Annotated in this window: 11 protein-coding genes; all 11 read left to right on the top strand. The window is 67.4% G+C overall.

Going from position 1 to position 16,973, the window contains the following annotated elements; genetic code table 11:
* Positions 1–62: 62 nt before the first annotated feature.
* The 11 genes from nusG to fusA all read left to right on the top strand — a co-directional run bounded on the left by nusG (position 63) and on the right by fusA (position 16,903).
* A complete protein-coding gene (gene nusG, locus AB0G52_RS19905; protein WP_361337577.1) occupies positions 63–926 on the top strand; it encodes a transcription termination/antitermination protein NusG in 864 nt (287 codons plus the stop codon).
* Positions 927–1,113: 187 nt separating this feature from the next.
* Positions 1,114–1,548, top strand: a complete 435-nt coding sequence (gene rplK / locus AB0G52_RS19900; RefSeq protein ID WP_132857189.1) for a 50S ribosomal protein L11 — start codon at positions 1,114–1,116, stop codon at positions 1,546–1,548.
* An 82-nt stretch (positions 1,549–1,630) separates the two neighbouring features.
* Positions 1,631–2,356, top strand: coding sequence for a 50S ribosomal protein L1 (rplA, locus tag AB0G52_RS19895; protein WP_132890222.1), 726 nt, complete (start codon positions 1,631–1,633; stop codon positions 2,354–2,356).
* 258 nt (positions 2,357–2,614) lie between these two features.
* The gene (locus tag AB0G52_RS19890) at positions 2,615–3,487 is read left to right on the top strand and encodes a hypothetical protein (RefSeq protein WP_361337574.1); all 873 of its coding nucleotides are present in this window, start codon (positions 2,615–2,617) and stop codon (positions 3,485–3,487) included.
* Between the two features lie 315 nt (positions 3,488–3,802).
* Positions 3,803–4,333, top strand: a complete 531-nt coding sequence (gene rplJ, locus AB0G52_RS19885; RefSeq protein ID WP_132890220.1) for a 50S ribosomal protein L10 — start codon at positions 3,803–3,805, stop codon at positions 4,331–4,333.
* A gap of 137 nt (positions 4,334–4,470) precedes the next feature.
* Positions 4,471–4,854 (top strand): 50S ribosomal protein L7/L12, encoded by a 384-nt coding sequence (rplL, locus tag AB0G52_RS19880; RefSeq protein ID WP_361337802.1) that lies wholly within the window; start codon positions 4,471–4,473, stop codon positions 4,852–4,854.
* A 553-nt stretch (positions 4,855–5,407) separates the two neighbouring features.
* On the top strand, positions 5,408–8,893 hold the full coding sequence (rpoB, locus tag AB0G52_RS19875) for a DNA-directed RNA polymerase subunit beta (protein WP_132890218.1): 3,486 nt from the start codon (positions 5,408–5,410) through the stop codon (positions 8,891–8,893).
* Positions 8,894–8,989: 96 nt separating this feature from the next.
* Positions 8,990–12,889: a DNA-directed RNA polymerase subunit beta' gene (locus AB0G52_RS19870; protein ID WP_132890217.1), complete on the top strand. Its 3,900-nt coding sequence runs from the start codon at positions 8,990–8,992 to the stop codon at positions 12,887–12,889.
* Positions 12,890–13,892: 1,003 nt separating this feature from the next.
* Positions 13,893–14,264 (top strand): 30S ribosomal protein S12, encoded by a 372-nt coding sequence (gene rpsL, locus AB0G52_RS19865; RefSeq protein ID WP_003948652.1) that lies wholly within the window; start codon positions 13,893–13,895, stop codon positions 14,262–14,264.
* Between the two features lie 2 nt (positions 14,265–14,266).
* Positions 14,267–14,737: a 30S ribosomal protein S7 gene (gene rpsG, locus AB0G52_RS19860; RefSeq protein WP_003992340.1), complete on the top strand. Its 471-nt coding sequence runs from the start codon at positions 14,267–14,269 to the stop codon at positions 14,735–14,737.
* Positions 14,738–14,776: 39 nt separating this feature from the next.
* The gene (fusA, locus tag AB0G52_RS19855) at positions 14,777–16,903 is read left to right on the top strand and encodes an elongation factor G (protein ID WP_132890216.1); all 2,127 of its coding nucleotides are present in this window, start codon (positions 14,777–14,779) and stop codon (positions 16,901–16,903) included.
* The last annotated feature ends 70 nt before the right edge of the window (positions 16,904–16,973 follow it).

Genomic DNA, 16,973 nt, shown 5'->3' with positions numbered 1-16,973 from the left:
CGTGGTAGCGGCGCCCGTTTTCGCATGTTCCACCCCTATGTATCCAGGAAGAAGCAGCCATCGTGTCTGACCCGAACCTGAACGACGCCGTCGAGCCCGCCGAGACCGTCGACGACGAGCTGGACATCGTCGAGGGCGCGGACGAGCAGGACGAGTTCGAGGCTGCCGAGGCCGCACTGGGGGAGCCGGCCGAGGAGGCCGCGGTCCACGTCGAGGACGAGGAAGCGGACGAGGCCGACGAGACGGACGGCGACACCGAAGAGGCCGCCGACGAGCTCGAAGAGGCCGAGGAAGAGCCGGCCGAGCCGGTCGACCCCGTCGCCGCCCTGCGCGAGGAGCTGCGCACGCTCCCCGGCGAGTGGTACGTCATCCACACCTACGCCGGCTACGAGAACCGCGTGAAGACCAACCTGGAGCAGCGCGCCGTCTCGCTGAACGTCGAGGACTACATCTTCCAGGCCGAGGTGCCGCAGGAGGAGGTCGTCCAGATCAAGAACGGCGACCGCAAGACGATCAAGCAGAACAAGCTGCCCGGTTACGTCCTCGTCCGCATGGACCTGACCAACGAGTCCTGGGGTGTCGTCCGCAACACCCCGGGTGTCACCGGCTTCGTCGGCAACGCCTACGACCCGTACCCGCTGACCCTGGACGAGATCGTCAAGATGCTCGCTCCCGAGGCCGAGGAGAAGGCGGCCCGCGAGGCCGCCGAGGCCGAGGGCAAGCCGGCCCCGCAGCGCAAGGTCGAGGTCCAGGTGCTGGACTTCGAGGTGGGCGACTCGGTCACCGTCACGGACGGCCCGTTCGCCACCCTCCAGGCCACCATCAACGAGATCAACCCCGACTCCAAGAAGGTCAAGGGCCTGGTGGAGATCTTCGGGCGCGAGACGCCGGTGGAGCTGTCGTTCGACCAGATCCAGAAGAACTAGCTCCGCGCAGCCCCTTCTGGACGTCACGCTCGCGAGTGGGGCGTAAAGCTTCCGAGCAGGTCAGGCACGTGCCTGACCTGCTCGGTTTTTGGCCGCGCATCTATACCCGTTATCGTTGTGCGGTATGCCTGCAACCGGGTGGTCCCCGGATGCGGGCAGGACCCGAAATGAAAGGACCCGGAGAGCTATGCCTCCCAAGAAGAAGAAGGTCACGGGGCTCATCAAGCTCCAGATCAACGCCGGTGCGGCGAACCCGGCCCCGCCGGTCGGTCCTGCGCTCGGCCAGCACGGCGTCAACATCATGGAGTTCTGCAAGGCCTACAACGCCGCGACCGAGTCGCAGCGTGGCTGGGTCATCCCGGTGGAGATCACGGTCTACGAGGACCGTTCGTTCACCTTCGTCACCAAGACCCCGCCGGCCGCGAAGATGATCCTCAAGGCCGCTGGTGTCGAGAAGGGCTCCGGCGAGCCCCACAAGACCAAGGTCGCCAAGATCACCCAGGAGCAGGTCCGCGAGATCGCGCAGACCAAGCTTCCCGACCTGAACGCCAACGACCTGGACGCCGCGTCGAAGATCATCGCCGGCACCGCCCGCTCCATGGGCATCACGGTCGAGGGCTGATCCCCACCTTCGTAGAACCACCGTGGTAGGGCCTGCTCGGCCCGTACACCACGACTCCTTCCAAGAACAAACAGGAGCAGTTGTGAGCAAGCGCAGCAAGGCCCTTCGCGCTGCGGACGAGAAGATCGACCGGGCGAAGCTGTACGCCCCGCTCGAGGCCGTCCGTCTCGCCAAGGAGACCTCCACGACCAAGTTCGACGGCACCGTCGAGGTCGCCTTCCGCCTGGGTGTCGACCCGCGCAAGGCCGACCAGATGGTCCGTGGCACCGTGAACCTCCCGCACGGCACCGGCAAGACCGCCCGGGTCCTGGTCTTCGCGACCGGTGACCGTGCCGAGGCCGCGCGTGCCGCGGGCGCCGACATCGTCGGCGCCGACGAGCTGATCGACGAGGTGGCGAAGGGGCGTCTGGACTTCGACGCCGTCGTCGCCACCCCGGACCTCATGGGCAAGGTCGGCCGTCTCGGCCGCGTCCTCGGCCCGCGTGGTCTGATGCCGAACCCGAAGACCGGCACCGTCACCCCGGACACCGCCAAGGCGGTGACCGACATCAAGGGCGGCAAGATCGAGTTCCGCGTCGACAAGCACTCGAACCTGCACTTCATCATCGGCAAGACGTCCTTCGAGGACGACAAGCTGGTGGAGAACTACGGCGCCGCGCTGGAGGAGATCCTCCGTCTGAAGCCGTCCGCCGCCAAGGGTCGCTACATCAAGAAGGCCGCGGTCAGCACCACCATGGGCCCCGGCATCCCGGTCGACCCGAACCGCACCCGCAACCTCCTCGTCGAGGAGGACCCGGCCGCCGTCTGAGCCCCGCGCTCGGTCCGGCAGCCGCGTCAGGGACGCACAGCCCACAGGACGGGCCCCGCAATCCGAAAGGATCGCGGGGCCCGTCCTGCTTTTCCCCCGCCGGGCCCGATCCCGGCGCCCGAGGGGTATGCCGTGCCGGCTCCTGGGCGGGTTGTGCCGTGCCCCGTCCCCGGCAGGGTGCTTCGGTTACTTTCGGCGCGGTGTCGGCGGGCTGGGTTAGCGTCGGGGGTGCGGGACTCGTACAGGGGGTGGGGCGGGATGACCAGCAGGGGTGGGCGCCGGGCGGCCCTGGCGATCATGGTGGCGACCGTGCTGGCCGGGTCGGCCGCCTGCACCTCCCCGTCGGACACGCCCGCGAAGGGCGCCAGGAGCACAGCCGCCGCCCAGGCCCGCCCGACCGCCGCCCTGCGCGCCGCCGAACGCGCCACACGCCGGGCCGGTTCCGCCCGGGTCCGCTCCACCACCGCCCTGGGCACCCTGATGTCCACCAGGGCCGAGGGCGCCCTCGGCTGGAGCGACGGAACCACCGGCACCCTCACCATCACCTACACCGGCGGCAGCACGGCCGACCTGATGCGCGGCCTCGACTCCGGCTCCCTGGAGACCCGCTACCTCCGGGACGCCTACTACGCCAAGGTCGGCGAGCGGTTCGCCCGGCAGCTCGGCGGCAGACACTGGATCAAGTACACGTACGACTATCTCGCCACCCTGGGCGGCGGCTCCGGCGCGATGCTGACGGACGTCATGCGCAACACCACGCCCAACCGGCCGGTACGGCTGCTGCTCGCCTCCGCCGACGCGCACCGGGTCGGTGAGGAGAAGGTCGCCGGCACCGCCACCACCCACTACTCGGGCACGGTGCGCGTCTCCGACCTGGTCGCCGACAGCGGCCTGCGCGGACAGCTCACCCGGGCCGGCGTCACCGCCGAGACCGTCGACCTCTGGATCGACGCCAAGGGCCTCCTGGTCAAGAAGACCGAGAAGGCCGACACGGCGAGCGGCGCGATGAACCAGACCGCCTACTACGGCGACTACGGAGTGAAGGTCAGCGCGGAGCAGCCCCCGGCCGCCGACACCGAGGACTTCGGGACCCTGCTGAAGAAGCAGGGAGTCGGCGGGCCCACCTCCTGACCGCGGTCGTACCGAGCGCGGTCGTACGGAGCGCGGTGGCAAGGAGGCGATTTGCTTGACACTGCACCGATCCCGTACGCTCCTAAAGAAGCCAAAGACCGCTGGTCGTTGCCGCGTGCTCGTCAGAGCGTGCGGTGGCCGAAGGATCCGCTGAACCGCGGACGACCCGCGCAGGTGACTGTGGAAACGCTCCCGGAACACGCGCTCGCGTGTGTGTGCCCGGTCGAGCTGAGCCCCGTGCGCCTGCGCCGGGGCGTTTCGTTTTCCCAGCCCCTTCTGAGCGGTCCTCATCACCCGGAAGGAGGCCGACGCTCTATGGCAAGGCCCGACAAGGCTGCCGCGGTAGCCGAGCTGACGGAGCAGTTCCGCAGCTCGAACGCCGCCGTGCTGACCGAGTACCGGGGTCTCACCGTGGCGCAGCTCAAGAACCTGCGCCGCTCGCTCGGTGAGAACGCCCAGTACGCCGTGGTGAAGAACACGCTGACCAAGATTGCGGCCAACGAGGCCGGGATCACGACGCTCGACGACCTGTTCAACGGTCCGACGGCGGTCGCCTTCGTCACCGGTGACCCGGTGGAGTCGGCGAAGGGTCTTCGTGACTTCGCCAAGGACAACCCGAACCTCGTCATCAAGGGCGGTGTCCTTGACGGCAAGGCGCTGTCCGCCGACGAGATCAAGAAGCTTGCGGACCTCGAGTCCCGCGAGGTTCTGCTCGCCAAGCTGGCGGGCGCCCTGAAGGGCAAGCAGACGCAGGCTGCTCAGGTCTTCCAGGCGCTCCCGTCGAAGCTCGTCCGCACCGTGGACGCGCTTCGCGCCAAGCAGGACGAGCAGGGCGGTGCCGAGTAACTCGGCTCGCATCATGACCGCCGCCTGAAGCAGGCCGCCGCACGGCGGCTCGCCCGGAGCAGCGGTCGTAGCGGGCCGAACGTACGCCCGCCAGACATGTACATCCGGCACCAGCCGAAATTAGTGGAAGGAAAGCCATCGTGGCTCTCACCCAGGACGAACTGCTCGCCGAGTTCGAGGGCATGACCCTCATCCAGCTCTCCGAGTTCGTGAAGGCGTTCGAGGAGAAGTTCGACGTCACCGCCGCCGCCGCGGTTGCCGTCGCGGGCCCCGCCGCCCCCGGCGCCCCGGTCGAGACCGCTGAGGAGCAGGACGAGTTCGACGTCATCCTCACCGGCGCCGGCGACAAGAAGATCCAGGTCATCAAGGTCGTGCGTGAGCTGACCTCGCTCGGCCTGAAGGAGGCCAAGGACCTCGTGGACGGCGCCCCGAAGCCCGTCCTCGAGAAGGTCGCCAAGGAGGCCGCGGACAAGGCCGCCGAGTCCCTCAAGGCCGCCGGCGCCTCCGTCGAGGTCAAGTAACACCTCCGAGGTCGTGGAGACCTCTGTGTGCTGAAACACCCCCTCGGGGGCTGTAACGCACAGACCGCGAAGAGCGATCATCCATCTGGGTGGTCGCTCTTCGGCGTTCCCGGGAGGCCGACCGCGGTTGCCTTGCACCCGCCACGGCGGGGGGTATGGTGATCTTCGTCGTGTCTCCGGCGCGCCGGGTTTGCGCAGCGGGGCCTTGACGAACCGCACGCAGCGCGCAATTCTCAGGACGCGTCGCCAGAACGGTCCGAATCCGAGGCATGGATCGGCGACGAAGAGGGCAGTATCAACGTGCGTTGAGGGCAGGGATGACGCAGGCGTTGACGATGAAGAGGGTCTCAGAAAATGGAGACTGGACATCAGTGTGCCAAGTGGCTACACTGACCCTTTGCGCTGCCTGTTAGCTGTCCCCTGCCCGTCACCAGGGGTCTACCCTCACCCGAACGCCGACGACCGATCCCCTCTGAACTGGGGTTTGTGTCTCTGCGTCCAGGAAGGGACCGGGGAGCGCGTAGTGAGTCCGAGCCCTCGGAAGGACCCCCTCTTGGCCGCCTCGCGCACTGCCTCGAACGCGAATATGAACAACGGCGCCAGCACCGCCCCGCTGCGCATCTCCTTTGCAAAGATCAAGGAGCCTCTCGAGGTTCCCAACCTGCTCGCGCTGCAGACCGAGAGCTTCGACTGGCTGCTCGGCAACACCGCCTGGCAGAGTCGGGTCGAGGAGGCTCTGGAGTCCGGTCAGGACGTCCCCACCAAGTCCGGTCTGGAGGAGATCTTCGAGGAGATCTCCCCGATCGAGGACTTCTCCGGGTCGATGTCGCTGACGTTCCGCGACCACCGCTTCGAGCCGCCGAAGAACAGCATCGACGAGTGCAAGGAGCGCGACTTCACGTACGCCGCCCCGCTCTTCGTCACGGCCGAGTTCACCAACAACGAGACCGGTGAGATCAAGTCCCAGACGGTCTTCATGGGCGACTTCCCGCTCATGACGAACAAGGGCACCTTCGTCATCAACGGCACCGAGCGTGTCGTGGTGTCGCAGCTGGTCCGTTCGCCCGGTGTCTACTTCGACTCCTCCATCGACAAGACGTCCGACAAGGACATCTTCTCCGCCAAGATCATCCCGTCCCGGGGTGCCTGGCTGGAGATGGAGATCGACAAGCGCGACATGGTCGGTGTCCGCATCGACCGCAAGCGCAAGCAGTCGGTCACCGTGCTGCTCAAGGCTCTCGGCTGGACCACCGAGCAGATCCTCGAGGAGTTCGGCGAGTACGAGTCCATGCGCGCCACCCTGGAGAAGGACCACACCCAGGGCCAGGACGACGCGCTGCTCGACATCTACCGCAAGCTGCGTCCGGGCGAGCCCCCCACGCGTGAGGCCGCGCAGACGCTCCTGGAGAACCTGTACTTCAACCCCAAGCGCTACGACCTCGCCAAGGTCGGCCGCTACAAGGTCAACAAGAAGCTGGGTGCGGAGGCTCCGCTCGACGCGGGCGTCCTGACCGTCGAGGACGTCATCTCGACGATCAAGTACCTGGTGAAGCTGCACGCCGGTGAGACCGAGACGACCGCGGACAACGGTCAGACGATCGTCGTCGAGACCGACGACATCGACCACTTCGGCAACCGTCGTCTGCGCAGCGTCGGCGAGCTCATCCAGAACCAGGTCCGCACCGGCCTGGCCCGTATGGAGCGCGTCGTCCGTGAGCGCATGACCACCCAGGACGTCGAGGCGATCACGCCCCAGACCCTGATCAACATCCGGCCGGTCGTCGCCTCCATCAAGGAGTTCTTCGGCACCAGCCAGCTGTCCCAGTTCATGGACCAGAACAACCCGCTGTCGGGTCTCACCCACAAGCGGCGTCTGTCGGCTCTCGGCCCGGGTGGTCTCTCCCGTGAGCGGGCCGGCTTCGAGGTCCGTGACGTGCACCCGTCGCACTACGGCCGCATGTGCCCGATCGAGACCCCCGAAGGCCCGAACATCGGCCTGATCGGCTCGCTCGCCTCCTACGGCCGGGTCAACGCGTTCGGTTTCGTCGAGACCCCGTACCGCAAGGTCGTCGACGGCCAGGTCACCGACGAGGTGGACTACCTGACCGCCGACGAGGAGGACCGCTTCGTCATCGCGCAGGCCAACGCCGGCCTGACCGACGACCTGCGCTTCGCCGAGGGCCGCGTCCTCGTCCGCCGCCGTGGCGGTGAGGTCGACTACGTCGCCGGTGACGACGTGGACTACATGGACGTCTCGCCGCGCCAGATGGTGTCGGTCGCGACCGCCATGATCCCCTTCCTGGAGCACGACGACGCCAACCGCGCCCTCATGGGCGCGAACATGATGCGCCAGGCCGTGCCGCTGATCAAGAGCGAGGCCCCGCTCGTCGGCACCGGCATGGAGTACCGCTCCGCCGTCGACGCCGGTGACGTGGTCAAGGCCGAGAAGGACGGTGTGGTCCAGGAGGTCTCCGCGGACTACATCACCACCGCCAACGACGACGGCACGTACATCACGTACCGCCTGGCCAAGTTCTCCCGGTCCAACCAGGGCACCTCGGTCAACCAGAAGGTCATCGTCAACGAGGGCGACCGCATCATCACCGGCCAGGTGCTGGCCGACGGTCCGGCCACCCAGAACGGCGAGATGGCCCTCGGCAAGAACCTGCTCGTGGCGTTCATGCCGTGGGAGGGTCACAACTACGAGGACGCGATCATCCTGTCGCAGCGCCTCGTGCAGGACGACGTCCTCTCCTCGATCCACATCGAGGAGCACGAGGTCGACGCCCGTGACACCAAGCTCGGCCCCGAGGAGATCACCCGGGACATCCCGAACGTCTCCGAGGAGGTCCTCGCCGACCTCGACGAGCGCGGCATCATCCGCATCGGCGCCGAGGTCATCGCCGGCGACATCCTCGTCGGCAAGGTCACCCCGAAGGGCGAGACCGAGCTGACCCCCGAGGAGCGCCTGCTGCGCGCGATCTTCGGTGAGAAGGCCCGTGAGGTCCGTGACACCTCGCTGAAGGTGCCGCACGGCGAGACCGGCAAGGTCATCGGCGTGCGCGTCTTCGACCGCGAGGAGGGCGACGAGCTGCCGCCGGGCGTGAACCAGCTGGTCCGCGTCTACGTCGCGCAGAAGCGCAAGATCACCGACGGTGACAAGCTCGCCGGCCGCCACGGCAACAAGGGTGTCATCTCGAAGATCCTCCCCATCGAGGACATGCCGTTCCTCGAGGACGGAACTCCGGTCGACATCATCCTCAACCCGCTCGGCGTCCCGTCCCGAATGAACCCGGGACAGGTCCTGGAGATCCACCTCGGCTGGCTCGCCAGCCGCGGCTGGGACGTCTCCGGTCTCGCCGACGAGTGGGCCCAGCGTCTCCAGGCCATCGGTGCCGACCAGGTCGCCCCGCGCACCAACGTCGCCACCCCGGTCTTCGACGGTGCCCGCGAGGACGAGCTGGCGGGTCTGCTGCAGCACACCATCCCGAACCGCGACGGTGACCGCCTGGTCCTCCCGTCCGGCAAGGCGCGGCTGTTCGACGGCCGCAGCGGTGAGCCGTTCCCGGACCCGATCTCGGTCGGCTACATGTACATCCTGAAGCTGCACCACCTGGTCGACGACAAGCTGCACGCCCGGTCGACCGGCCCGTACTCGATGATCACCCAGCAGCCGCTGGGTGGTAAGGCCCAGTTCGGTGGCCAGCGGTTCGGCGAGATGGAGGTGTGGGCCCTCGAGGCCTACGGCGCCGCGTACGCCCTCCAGGAGCTGCTGACCATCAAGTCCGACGACGTCACCGGCCGCGTGAAGGTCTACGAGGCCATCGTCAAGGGCGAGAACATCCCCGAGCCCGGCATCCCCGAGTCCTTCAAGGTCCTCATCAAGGAGATGCAGTCGCTCTGCCTGAACGTGGAGGTGCTGTCCAGCGACGGTATGTCCATCGAGATGCGTGACACCGACGAGGACGTCTTCCGCGCGGCGGAGGAGCTCGGCATCGACCTGTCCCGGCGCGAGCCGAGCAGCGTCGAAGAGGTCTGACGGGAGTCCGGCGGGCCCTGATCGCTCAGGGCCCGCCGACCCCCAGGCCCCCGTTTCAGACCAAAGACTCACAACCCTGAGAGGGATTGACGCATAGTGCTCGACGTCAACTTCTTCGACGAGCTCCGGATCGGCCTGGCCACCGCTGACGACATCCGTCAGTGGAGCCACGGCGAGGTCAAGAAGCCCGAGACCATCAACTACCGCACCCTCAAGCCGGAAAAGGACGGGCTCTTCTGCGAGAAGATCTTCGGCCCCACCCGGGACTGGGAGTGCTACTGCGGCAAGTACAAGCGCGTCCGCTTCAAGGGCATCATCTGTGAGCGCTGCGGCGTCGAGGTGACCCGCGCCAAGGTGCGCCGTGAGCGGATGGGCCACATCGAGCTCGCCGCGCCCGTCACGCACATCTGGTACTTCAAGGGTGTCCCGAGCCGCCTGGGCTACCTGCTGGACCTGGCGCCGAAGGACCTCGAGAAGGTCATCTACTTCGCGGCGTACATGATCACGTACGTCGACGAGGAGCGCCGCACCCGCGACCTGCCCTCCCTGGAGGCGCACGTCTCCGTCGAGCGCCAGCAGATCGAGAACCGCCGGGACGCCGACCTGGAGGCCCGCGCCAAGAAGCTGGAAAGCGACCTGGCCGAGCTGGAGGCCGAGGGTGCCAAGGCCGACGTGCGCCGCAAGGTGCGCGAGGGTGCCGAGCGTGAGATGAAGCAGCTGCGCGACCGTTCGCAGCGCGAGATCGACCGCCTCGACGAGGTCTGGACCCGCTTCAAGAACCTCAAGGTCCAGGACCTGGAGGGCGACGAGCTCCTCTACCGCGAGCTGCGTGACCGCTTCGGCACGTACTTCGACGGCTCGATGGGTGCCGCGGCGCTGCAGAAGCGCCTGGAGTCCTTCGACCTCGACGAGGAGGCCGAGAAGCTCCGCGAGATCATCCGTACCGGCAAGGGCCAGAAGAAGACCCGTGCGCTCAAGCGCCTGAAGGTCGTCTCCGCGTTCCTGCAGACCAGCAACAGCCCCAAGGGCATGGTGCTGGACTGCGTGCCGGTCATCCCGCCGGACCTCCGCCCGATGGTGCAGCTGGACGGTGGCCGCTTCGCGACCTCCGACCTGAACGACCTGTACCGCCGTGTCATCAACCGCAACAACCGCCTGAAGCGCCTTCTCGACCTCGGTGCCCCCGAGATCATCGTGAACAACGAGAAGCGCATGCTCCAGGAGGCCGTCGACGCCCTCTTCGACAACGGTCGTCGTGGTCGCCCGGTCACCGGTCCCGGCAACCGCCCGCTGAAGTCCCTGAGCGACATGCTCAAGGGCAAGCAGGGTCGTTTCCGTCAGAACCTGCTCGGCAAGCGAGTCGACTACTCGGCGCGTTCCGTCATCGTCGTCGGCCCGCAGCTGAAGCTGCACCAGTGCGGTCTGCCCAAGGCCATGGCGCTGGAGCTCTTCAAGCCGTTCGTGATGAAGCGCCTGGTCGACCTGAACCACGCGCAGAACATCAAGTCCGCCAAGCGCATGGTGGAGCGCGGCCGCACCGTCGTGTACGACGTCCTCGAAGAGGTCATCGCCGAGCACCCGGTGCTGCTGAACCGTGCGCCCACCCTGCACCGCCTCGGCATCCAGGCCTTCGAGCCGCAGCTGGTCGAGGGCAAGGCCATCCAGATCCACCCGCTCGTCTGCACCGCGTTCAACGCGGACTTCGACGGTGACCAGATGGCCGTGCACCTGCCGCTGTCCGCGGAGGCGCAGGCCGAGGCCCGCATCCTGATGCTGTCCTCGAACAACATCCTCAAGCCCGCCGACGGCCGTCCGGTGACGATGCCGACCCAGGACATGGTCCTCGGCCTGTTCTTCCTCACCACCGACGGCGAGCTGCGCGACACCAAGGGCGAGGGCCGCGCGTTCGGCTCCACGGCCGAGGCGACCATGGCGTTCGACGCGGGCGAGCTGGCGCTGCAGTCGCCGATCGACATCCGCTTCCCGGTGGGCACCATCCCGCCGCGCGGCTGGACCCCGCCGCCCGTCGAGGAGGGCGAGCCGGAGTACCAGATCGGTGACTCCTTCCGGCTGCGCACCACCTTGGGCCGCGCGCTCTTCAACGAGCTGCTGCCCGAGGACTACCCGTTCGTCGACTACTCGGTGGGCAAGAAGCAGCTCGGCGAGATCGTCAACGACCTGGCCGAGCGCTACCCCAAGGTCATCGTGGCGGCGACGCTCGACAACCTGAAGGCGGCCGGCTTCTACTGGGGCACCCGCTCCGGTGTCACCGTGGCCATCTCCGACGTCGTCGTCCCCGAGGCGAAGAAGGCGATCGTCGCCGGCTACGAGGCGCAGGACGAGAAGGTCCAGAAGCAGTACGAGCGCGGTCTGATCACCAAGGAAGAGCGCACTCAGGAGCTCATCGCGATCTGGACCAAGGCGACCAACGAGGTCGCCGAGGCGATGAACGAGAACTTCCCCAAGACGAACCCCATCTTCATGATGGTTGACTCGGGTGCCCGAGGAAACATGATGCAGATGCGGCAGATCGCCGGTATGCGTGGTCTGGTGTCGAACGCGAAGAACGAGACCATCCCGCGTCCGATCAAGGCCTCGTTCCGTGAGGGCCTGTCCGTGCTCGAGTACTTCATCTCGACGCACGGTGCGCGTAAGGGTCTCGCCGACACCGCCCTGCGTACCGCCGACTCGGGTTACCTGACCCGTCGTCTGGTGGACGTCTCGCAGGACGTCATCATCCGCGAGGAGGACTGCGGCACCGAGCGCGGCCTCAAGCTGCACATCGCGGAGGTCGGCGCGGACGGCGTGCTGCGCAAGGCGGAGAACGTCGAGACCAGCGTGTACGCCCGTGCGCTGGCCGAGGACATCGTCGTCGACGGCGTGGTGCTGGCCCCGGCCAACACCGACCTCGGTGACGTCCTCATCGACGAGCTGGTCGCCCGTGGCGTCTCGGAGGTCAAGACCCGCTCGGTCCTGACCTGTGAGTCCGCCGTCGGCACCTGCGCCATGTGCTACGGCCGCTCGCTGGCCACCGGCAAGCTGGTCGACATCGGTGAGGCGGTCGGCATCATCGCCGCCCAGTCCATCGGTGAGCCCGGTACCCAGCTGACGATGCGTACCTTCCACACCGGTGGTGTGGCCGGTGACGACATCACCCAGGGTCTGCCGCGTGTCGTCGAGCTCTTCGAGGCCCGTACCCCGAAGGGTGTCGCCCCGATCTCCGAGGCCCAGGGCCGGGTGCGGATCGAGGAGACCGAGAAGACCAAGAAGATCGTCATCACGCCGGACGACGGCAGCGACGAGACGGCGTACCCGATCTCGAAGCGTGCCCGACTCCTGGTGAGCGAGGGCGAGCACGTCGAGGTGGGCCAGAAGCTCACCGTGGGTGCCACCAACCCGCACGACGTGCTGCGCATCCTGGGCCAGCGTGCCGTCCAGGTCCACCTGGTCGGCGAGGTCCAGAAGGTCTACAACTCGCAGGGTGTGTCGATCCACGACAAGCACATCGAGATCATCATCCGGCAGATGCTGCGCCGCGTGACGATCATCGAGTCCGGCGACGCCGAGCTGCTGCCCGGCGAGCTGGTCGAGCGCTCGAAGTTCGAGCAGGAGAACCGTCGTGTGGTCCAGGAGGGCGGTCACCCGGCCTCCGGTCGTCCGCAGCTCATGGGTATCACCAAGGCCTCGCTGGCCACGGAGTCCTGGCTGTCGGCGGCGTCCTTCCAGGAGACGACGCGAGTCCTCACCGACGCGGCGATCAACGCCAAGTCCGACTCGCTCATCGGCCTCAAGGAGAACGTCATCATCGGTAAGCTCATCCCGGCCGGTACGGGTCTGTCCCGCTACCGCAACATCCGGGTGGAGCCGACCGAGGAGGCGAAGGCCGCGATGTACTCGGCCGTCGGCTACGACGACATCGACTACTCGCCGTTCGGCACGGGCTCCGGCCAGGCCGTTCCGCTGGAGGACTACGACTACGGTCCGTACAACCAGTAGCAGTCGGTCCCGAAGGGCGGCCACCCGCGAGGGTGGCCGCCCTTCGGCGTGCCCGGCGTCCGGACCAGAGGGGCTGCCGTCAGTGAGCTGTGGTGCCCCTGCCGGGCGCCAGAAGCCCTGTTCCGGCGGGGGTGGCCCGCGGGCGCTGGAGGAGGCGGAGGACGGCACACGAGGGCTCCGGCGGCCCTCAGCGGCCGAGGTGGGGGCGTAGCCCGTCTGCCGTGCCGTTGGGGCACCGTAGGCCGCAGCGGGCGGACAGAGCGGCAGGAGCGGGGGGAGCAGCCGACGGGCGTCGAGGCGCCGCTCCAGTCCAGGCAGAGCCGTAGGGGGCACTCCAGGAACCAAGGGGGTGGCCACCGTCCCGTGACGGGGCCACCGATCCGGGGACGGGCCCACCGGCCGAACCACCACGGCTGGCCGGCCGGCGGCCCGGTCGGTACCCCGCTTGTCTGGCGGCGTCCCCCGGACGGCCCGAGGGGGCGCCCGCCCGGGAATGGGGCACCGGTCGGACTGTCACGGCAAGGTTGGCGGCCCGGGTGGGCACCTGCTCGTGTGGCGGCGTCCCCCGGACGGCCCGAGGGGGCGCCCGCCCGGGAATGGGGCACCGGTCGGACTGCGCGGCCAGTCGGGCCGTCGCGGCCGGCCGGCGGTCCGGCCCAGCGCTCGCTCGAGCTGCCCCTGGCGCGTGGGTTCGCGTGTTGGTCGGCTTCGTGGTATAGCGGAGGTCTCTCGTGAAAGCGCAGCTCACAGAGCCCGGACCCGGTCCCGCTTCTTTTGTTTTGACCGGAGTGATTGCGCTAGGTACGCTCAGACCTTGTGCCTGGGGTGTGCCCTGATCCTCGTGCGTGCCTTCACACCGCACCTGAGTGACGAAGTGGCCACCGTGATCCGCGCCCCCTTCTGCTTTCCGGCAGGAGTTCGCGGAATCCGACACACCCGACCGCGTGGGTCGGCGACGTTCCAGGTTAGCTTCACCATTCGGCACACAGAAACCGGAGAAGTAGTGCCTACGATCCAGCAGCTGGTCCGCAAGGGCCGGCAGGACAAGGTCGAGAAGAACAAGACGCCCGCACTCGAGGGTTCCCCTCAGCGCCGGGGCGTCTGCACGCGTGTGTTCACGACCACCCCGAAGAAGCCGAACTCGGCCCTGCGTAAGGTCGCGCGTGTGCGTCTGACCAGCGGGATCGAGGTCACCGCTTACATTCCGGGTGAGGGACACAACCTGCAGGAGCACTCCATCGTGCTCGTGCGCGGCGGCCGTGTGAAGGACCTGCCGGGTGTTCGCTACAAGATCATCCGTGGCTCGCTCGACACCCAGGGTGTCAAGAACCGCAAGCAGGCCCGCAGCCGCTACGGCGCCAAGAAGGAGAAGTAAGAATGCCTCGTAAGGGCCCCGCCCCGAAGCGCCCGGTCATCATCGACCCGGTTTACGGCTCCCCCCTGGTGACCTCCCTGATCAACAAGGTGCTGCTGAACGGCAAGCGTTCCACCGCCGAGCGCATCGTCTACGGCGCCATGGAGGGTCTGCGTGAGAAGACGGGCAACGACCCGATCATCACGCTGAAGCGCGCGCTGGAGAACATCAAGCCGACCCTCGAGGTCAAGTCCCGCCGTGTCGGTGGTGCGACGTACCAGGTGCCGATCGAGGTCAAGCCCGGTCGCGCCAACACCCTCGCGCTGCGCTGGCTCGTCGGCTACTCCCGCGCCCGTCGCGAGAAGACCATGACCGAGCGCCTGCTCAACGAGCTTCTCGACGCTTCGAACGGCCTCGGTGCGGCCGTCAAGAAGCGCGAGGACACGCACAAGATGGCCGAGTCCAACAAGGCCTTCGCGCACTACCGCTGGTAGTCGCTACCCACATCGAGACCGAGAGAAGACCGAAGCCTTATGGCTACCACTTCACTTGACCTGGCCAAGGTCCGCAACATCGGGATCATGGCCCACATCGACGCGGGCAAGACGACCACCACCGAGCGGATCCTGTTCTACACCGGTGTGTCGTACAAGATCGGTGAGGTCCACGACGGCGCCGCCACCATGGACTGGATGGAGCAGGAGCAGGAGCGTGGCATCACGATCACCTCTGCTGCCACCACCTGCCACTGGCCGCTGGAAGACGTCGACCACACCATCAACATCATCGACACCCCGGGCCACGTCGACTTCACCGTCGAGGTGGAGCGTTCGCTGCGCGTGCTCGACGGTGCCGTGACGGTGTTCGACGGCGTCGCCGGCGTGGAGCCCCAGTCCGAGACGGTGTGGCGTCAGGCGGACCGCTACGGCGTCCCGCGTATCTGCTTCGTCAACAAGCTCGACCGGACCGGTGCCGAGTTCCACCGCTGCGTCGACATGATCAGCGACCGCCTGGGCGCGCAGCCGATCATCATGCAGCTCCCGATCGGTGCCGAGGCCGACTTCCAGGGCGTCGTGGACCTCGTCCGCATGAAGGCGCTCGTGTGGTCCGCCGAGGCCACCAAGGGCGAGATGTACGACGTCGTCGACATCCCGGCCACCCACACCGAGGCTGCCGAGGAGTACCGCGGCAAGCTCATCGAGACGGTCGCCGAGAACGACGAAGAGATCATGGAGCTGTACTTGGAGGGCGAGGAGCCCACCGAGGAGCAGCTGTACGCCGCGATCCGTCGCATCACCATCGCGTCCGGCAAGTCCAAGGACACCACGGTCACCCCGGTGTTCTGCGGTACCGCGTTCAAGAACAAGGGCGTCCAGCCCCTGCTCGACGCGGTCGTGCGCTACCTCCCCTCCCCCCTGGACGTCGAGGCCATCGAGGGCCACGACGTGAAGGACCCGGAGGTCGTGGTCAAGCGCAAGCCGTCCGACGACGAGCCGCTGTCCGCGCTGGCGTTCAAGATCATGAGCGACCCGCACCTCGGCAAGCTCACCTTCGTCCGGGTCTACTCGGGCCGCCTGGAGTCCGGCACCGCCGTGCTGAACTCCGTCAAGGGCAAGAAGGAGCGCATCGGCAAGATCTACCGCATGCACGCGAACAAGCGTGAGGAGATCGAGTCGGTGGGCGCCGGCGACATCATCGCCGTCATGGGTCTGAAGCAGACCACGACCGGTGAGACGCTGTGCGACGACAAGCAGCCGGTGATCCTGGAGTCCATGGACTTCCCGGCGCCGGTCATCCAGGTCGCCATCGAGCCCAAGTCCAAGGGTGACCAGGAGAAGCTGGGTGTCGCCATCCAGCGTCTCGCGGAGGAGGACCCCTCCTTCCAGGTCCACTCGGACGAGGAGACCGGCCAGACCATCATCGGTGGTATGGGCGAGCTGCACCTCGAGGTGCTGGTCGACCGTATGCGCCGTGAGTTCAAGGTCGAGGCCAACGTCGGCAAGCCGCAGGTCGCGTACCGCGAGACGATCCGTCAGGCCGTCGAGCGCGTCGACTACACCCACAAGAAGCAGACCGGTGGTACCGGTCAGTTCGCGAAGGTGCAGATCGGCATCGAGCCGCTCGAGGGTGGCGACACGTCGTACGAGTTCGTGAACAAGGTGACCGGTGGTCGTATCCCGAAGGAGTACATCCCTTCGGTCGACGCCGGTGCGCAGGAGGCCATGCAGTTCGGCATCCTCGCCGGTTACGAGATGACCGGTGTCCGCGTGATCCTGCACGACGGTGCCTACCACGAGGTGGACTCCTCCGAGCTCGCCTTCAAGATCGCCGGTTCGCAGGCCTTCAAGGAGGCCGCGCGCAAGGCCAAGCCCGTTCTCCTTGAGCCGATGATGGCCGTCGAGGTCACCACGCCCGAGGACTACATGGGTGAGGTCATCGGCGACATCAACTCCCGCCGTGGCCAGATCCAGGCCATGGAGGAGCGGGCCGGTGCCCGCGTCGTGAAGGGCCTCGTGCCCCTCTCGGAGATGTTCGGTTACGTCGGCGACCTGCGCAGCAAGACGTCCGGCCGGGCCAGCTACTCCATGCAGTTCGACTCCTACGCCGAGGTTCCGCGGAACGTCGCCGAGGAGATCATCGCGAAGGCCAAGGGCGAGTAAGCACCGCGTTCACCGCAGTGCGCACCACGCTTTAGGCTTGACCCCGGAGCCTCACGGGTCGTTCCTCCGC

Source organism: Streptomyces sp. NPDC021562, from assembly GCF_040640875.1.
In the GTDB taxonomy this organism is placed as follows: Bacteria; Actinomycetota; Actinomycetes; order Streptomycetales; family Streptomycetaceae; genus Streptomyces.
The sequence above is the reverse complement of the archived record's forward strand: the minus strand, read 5'-3'. Positions and strand labels throughout refer to the sequence as shown.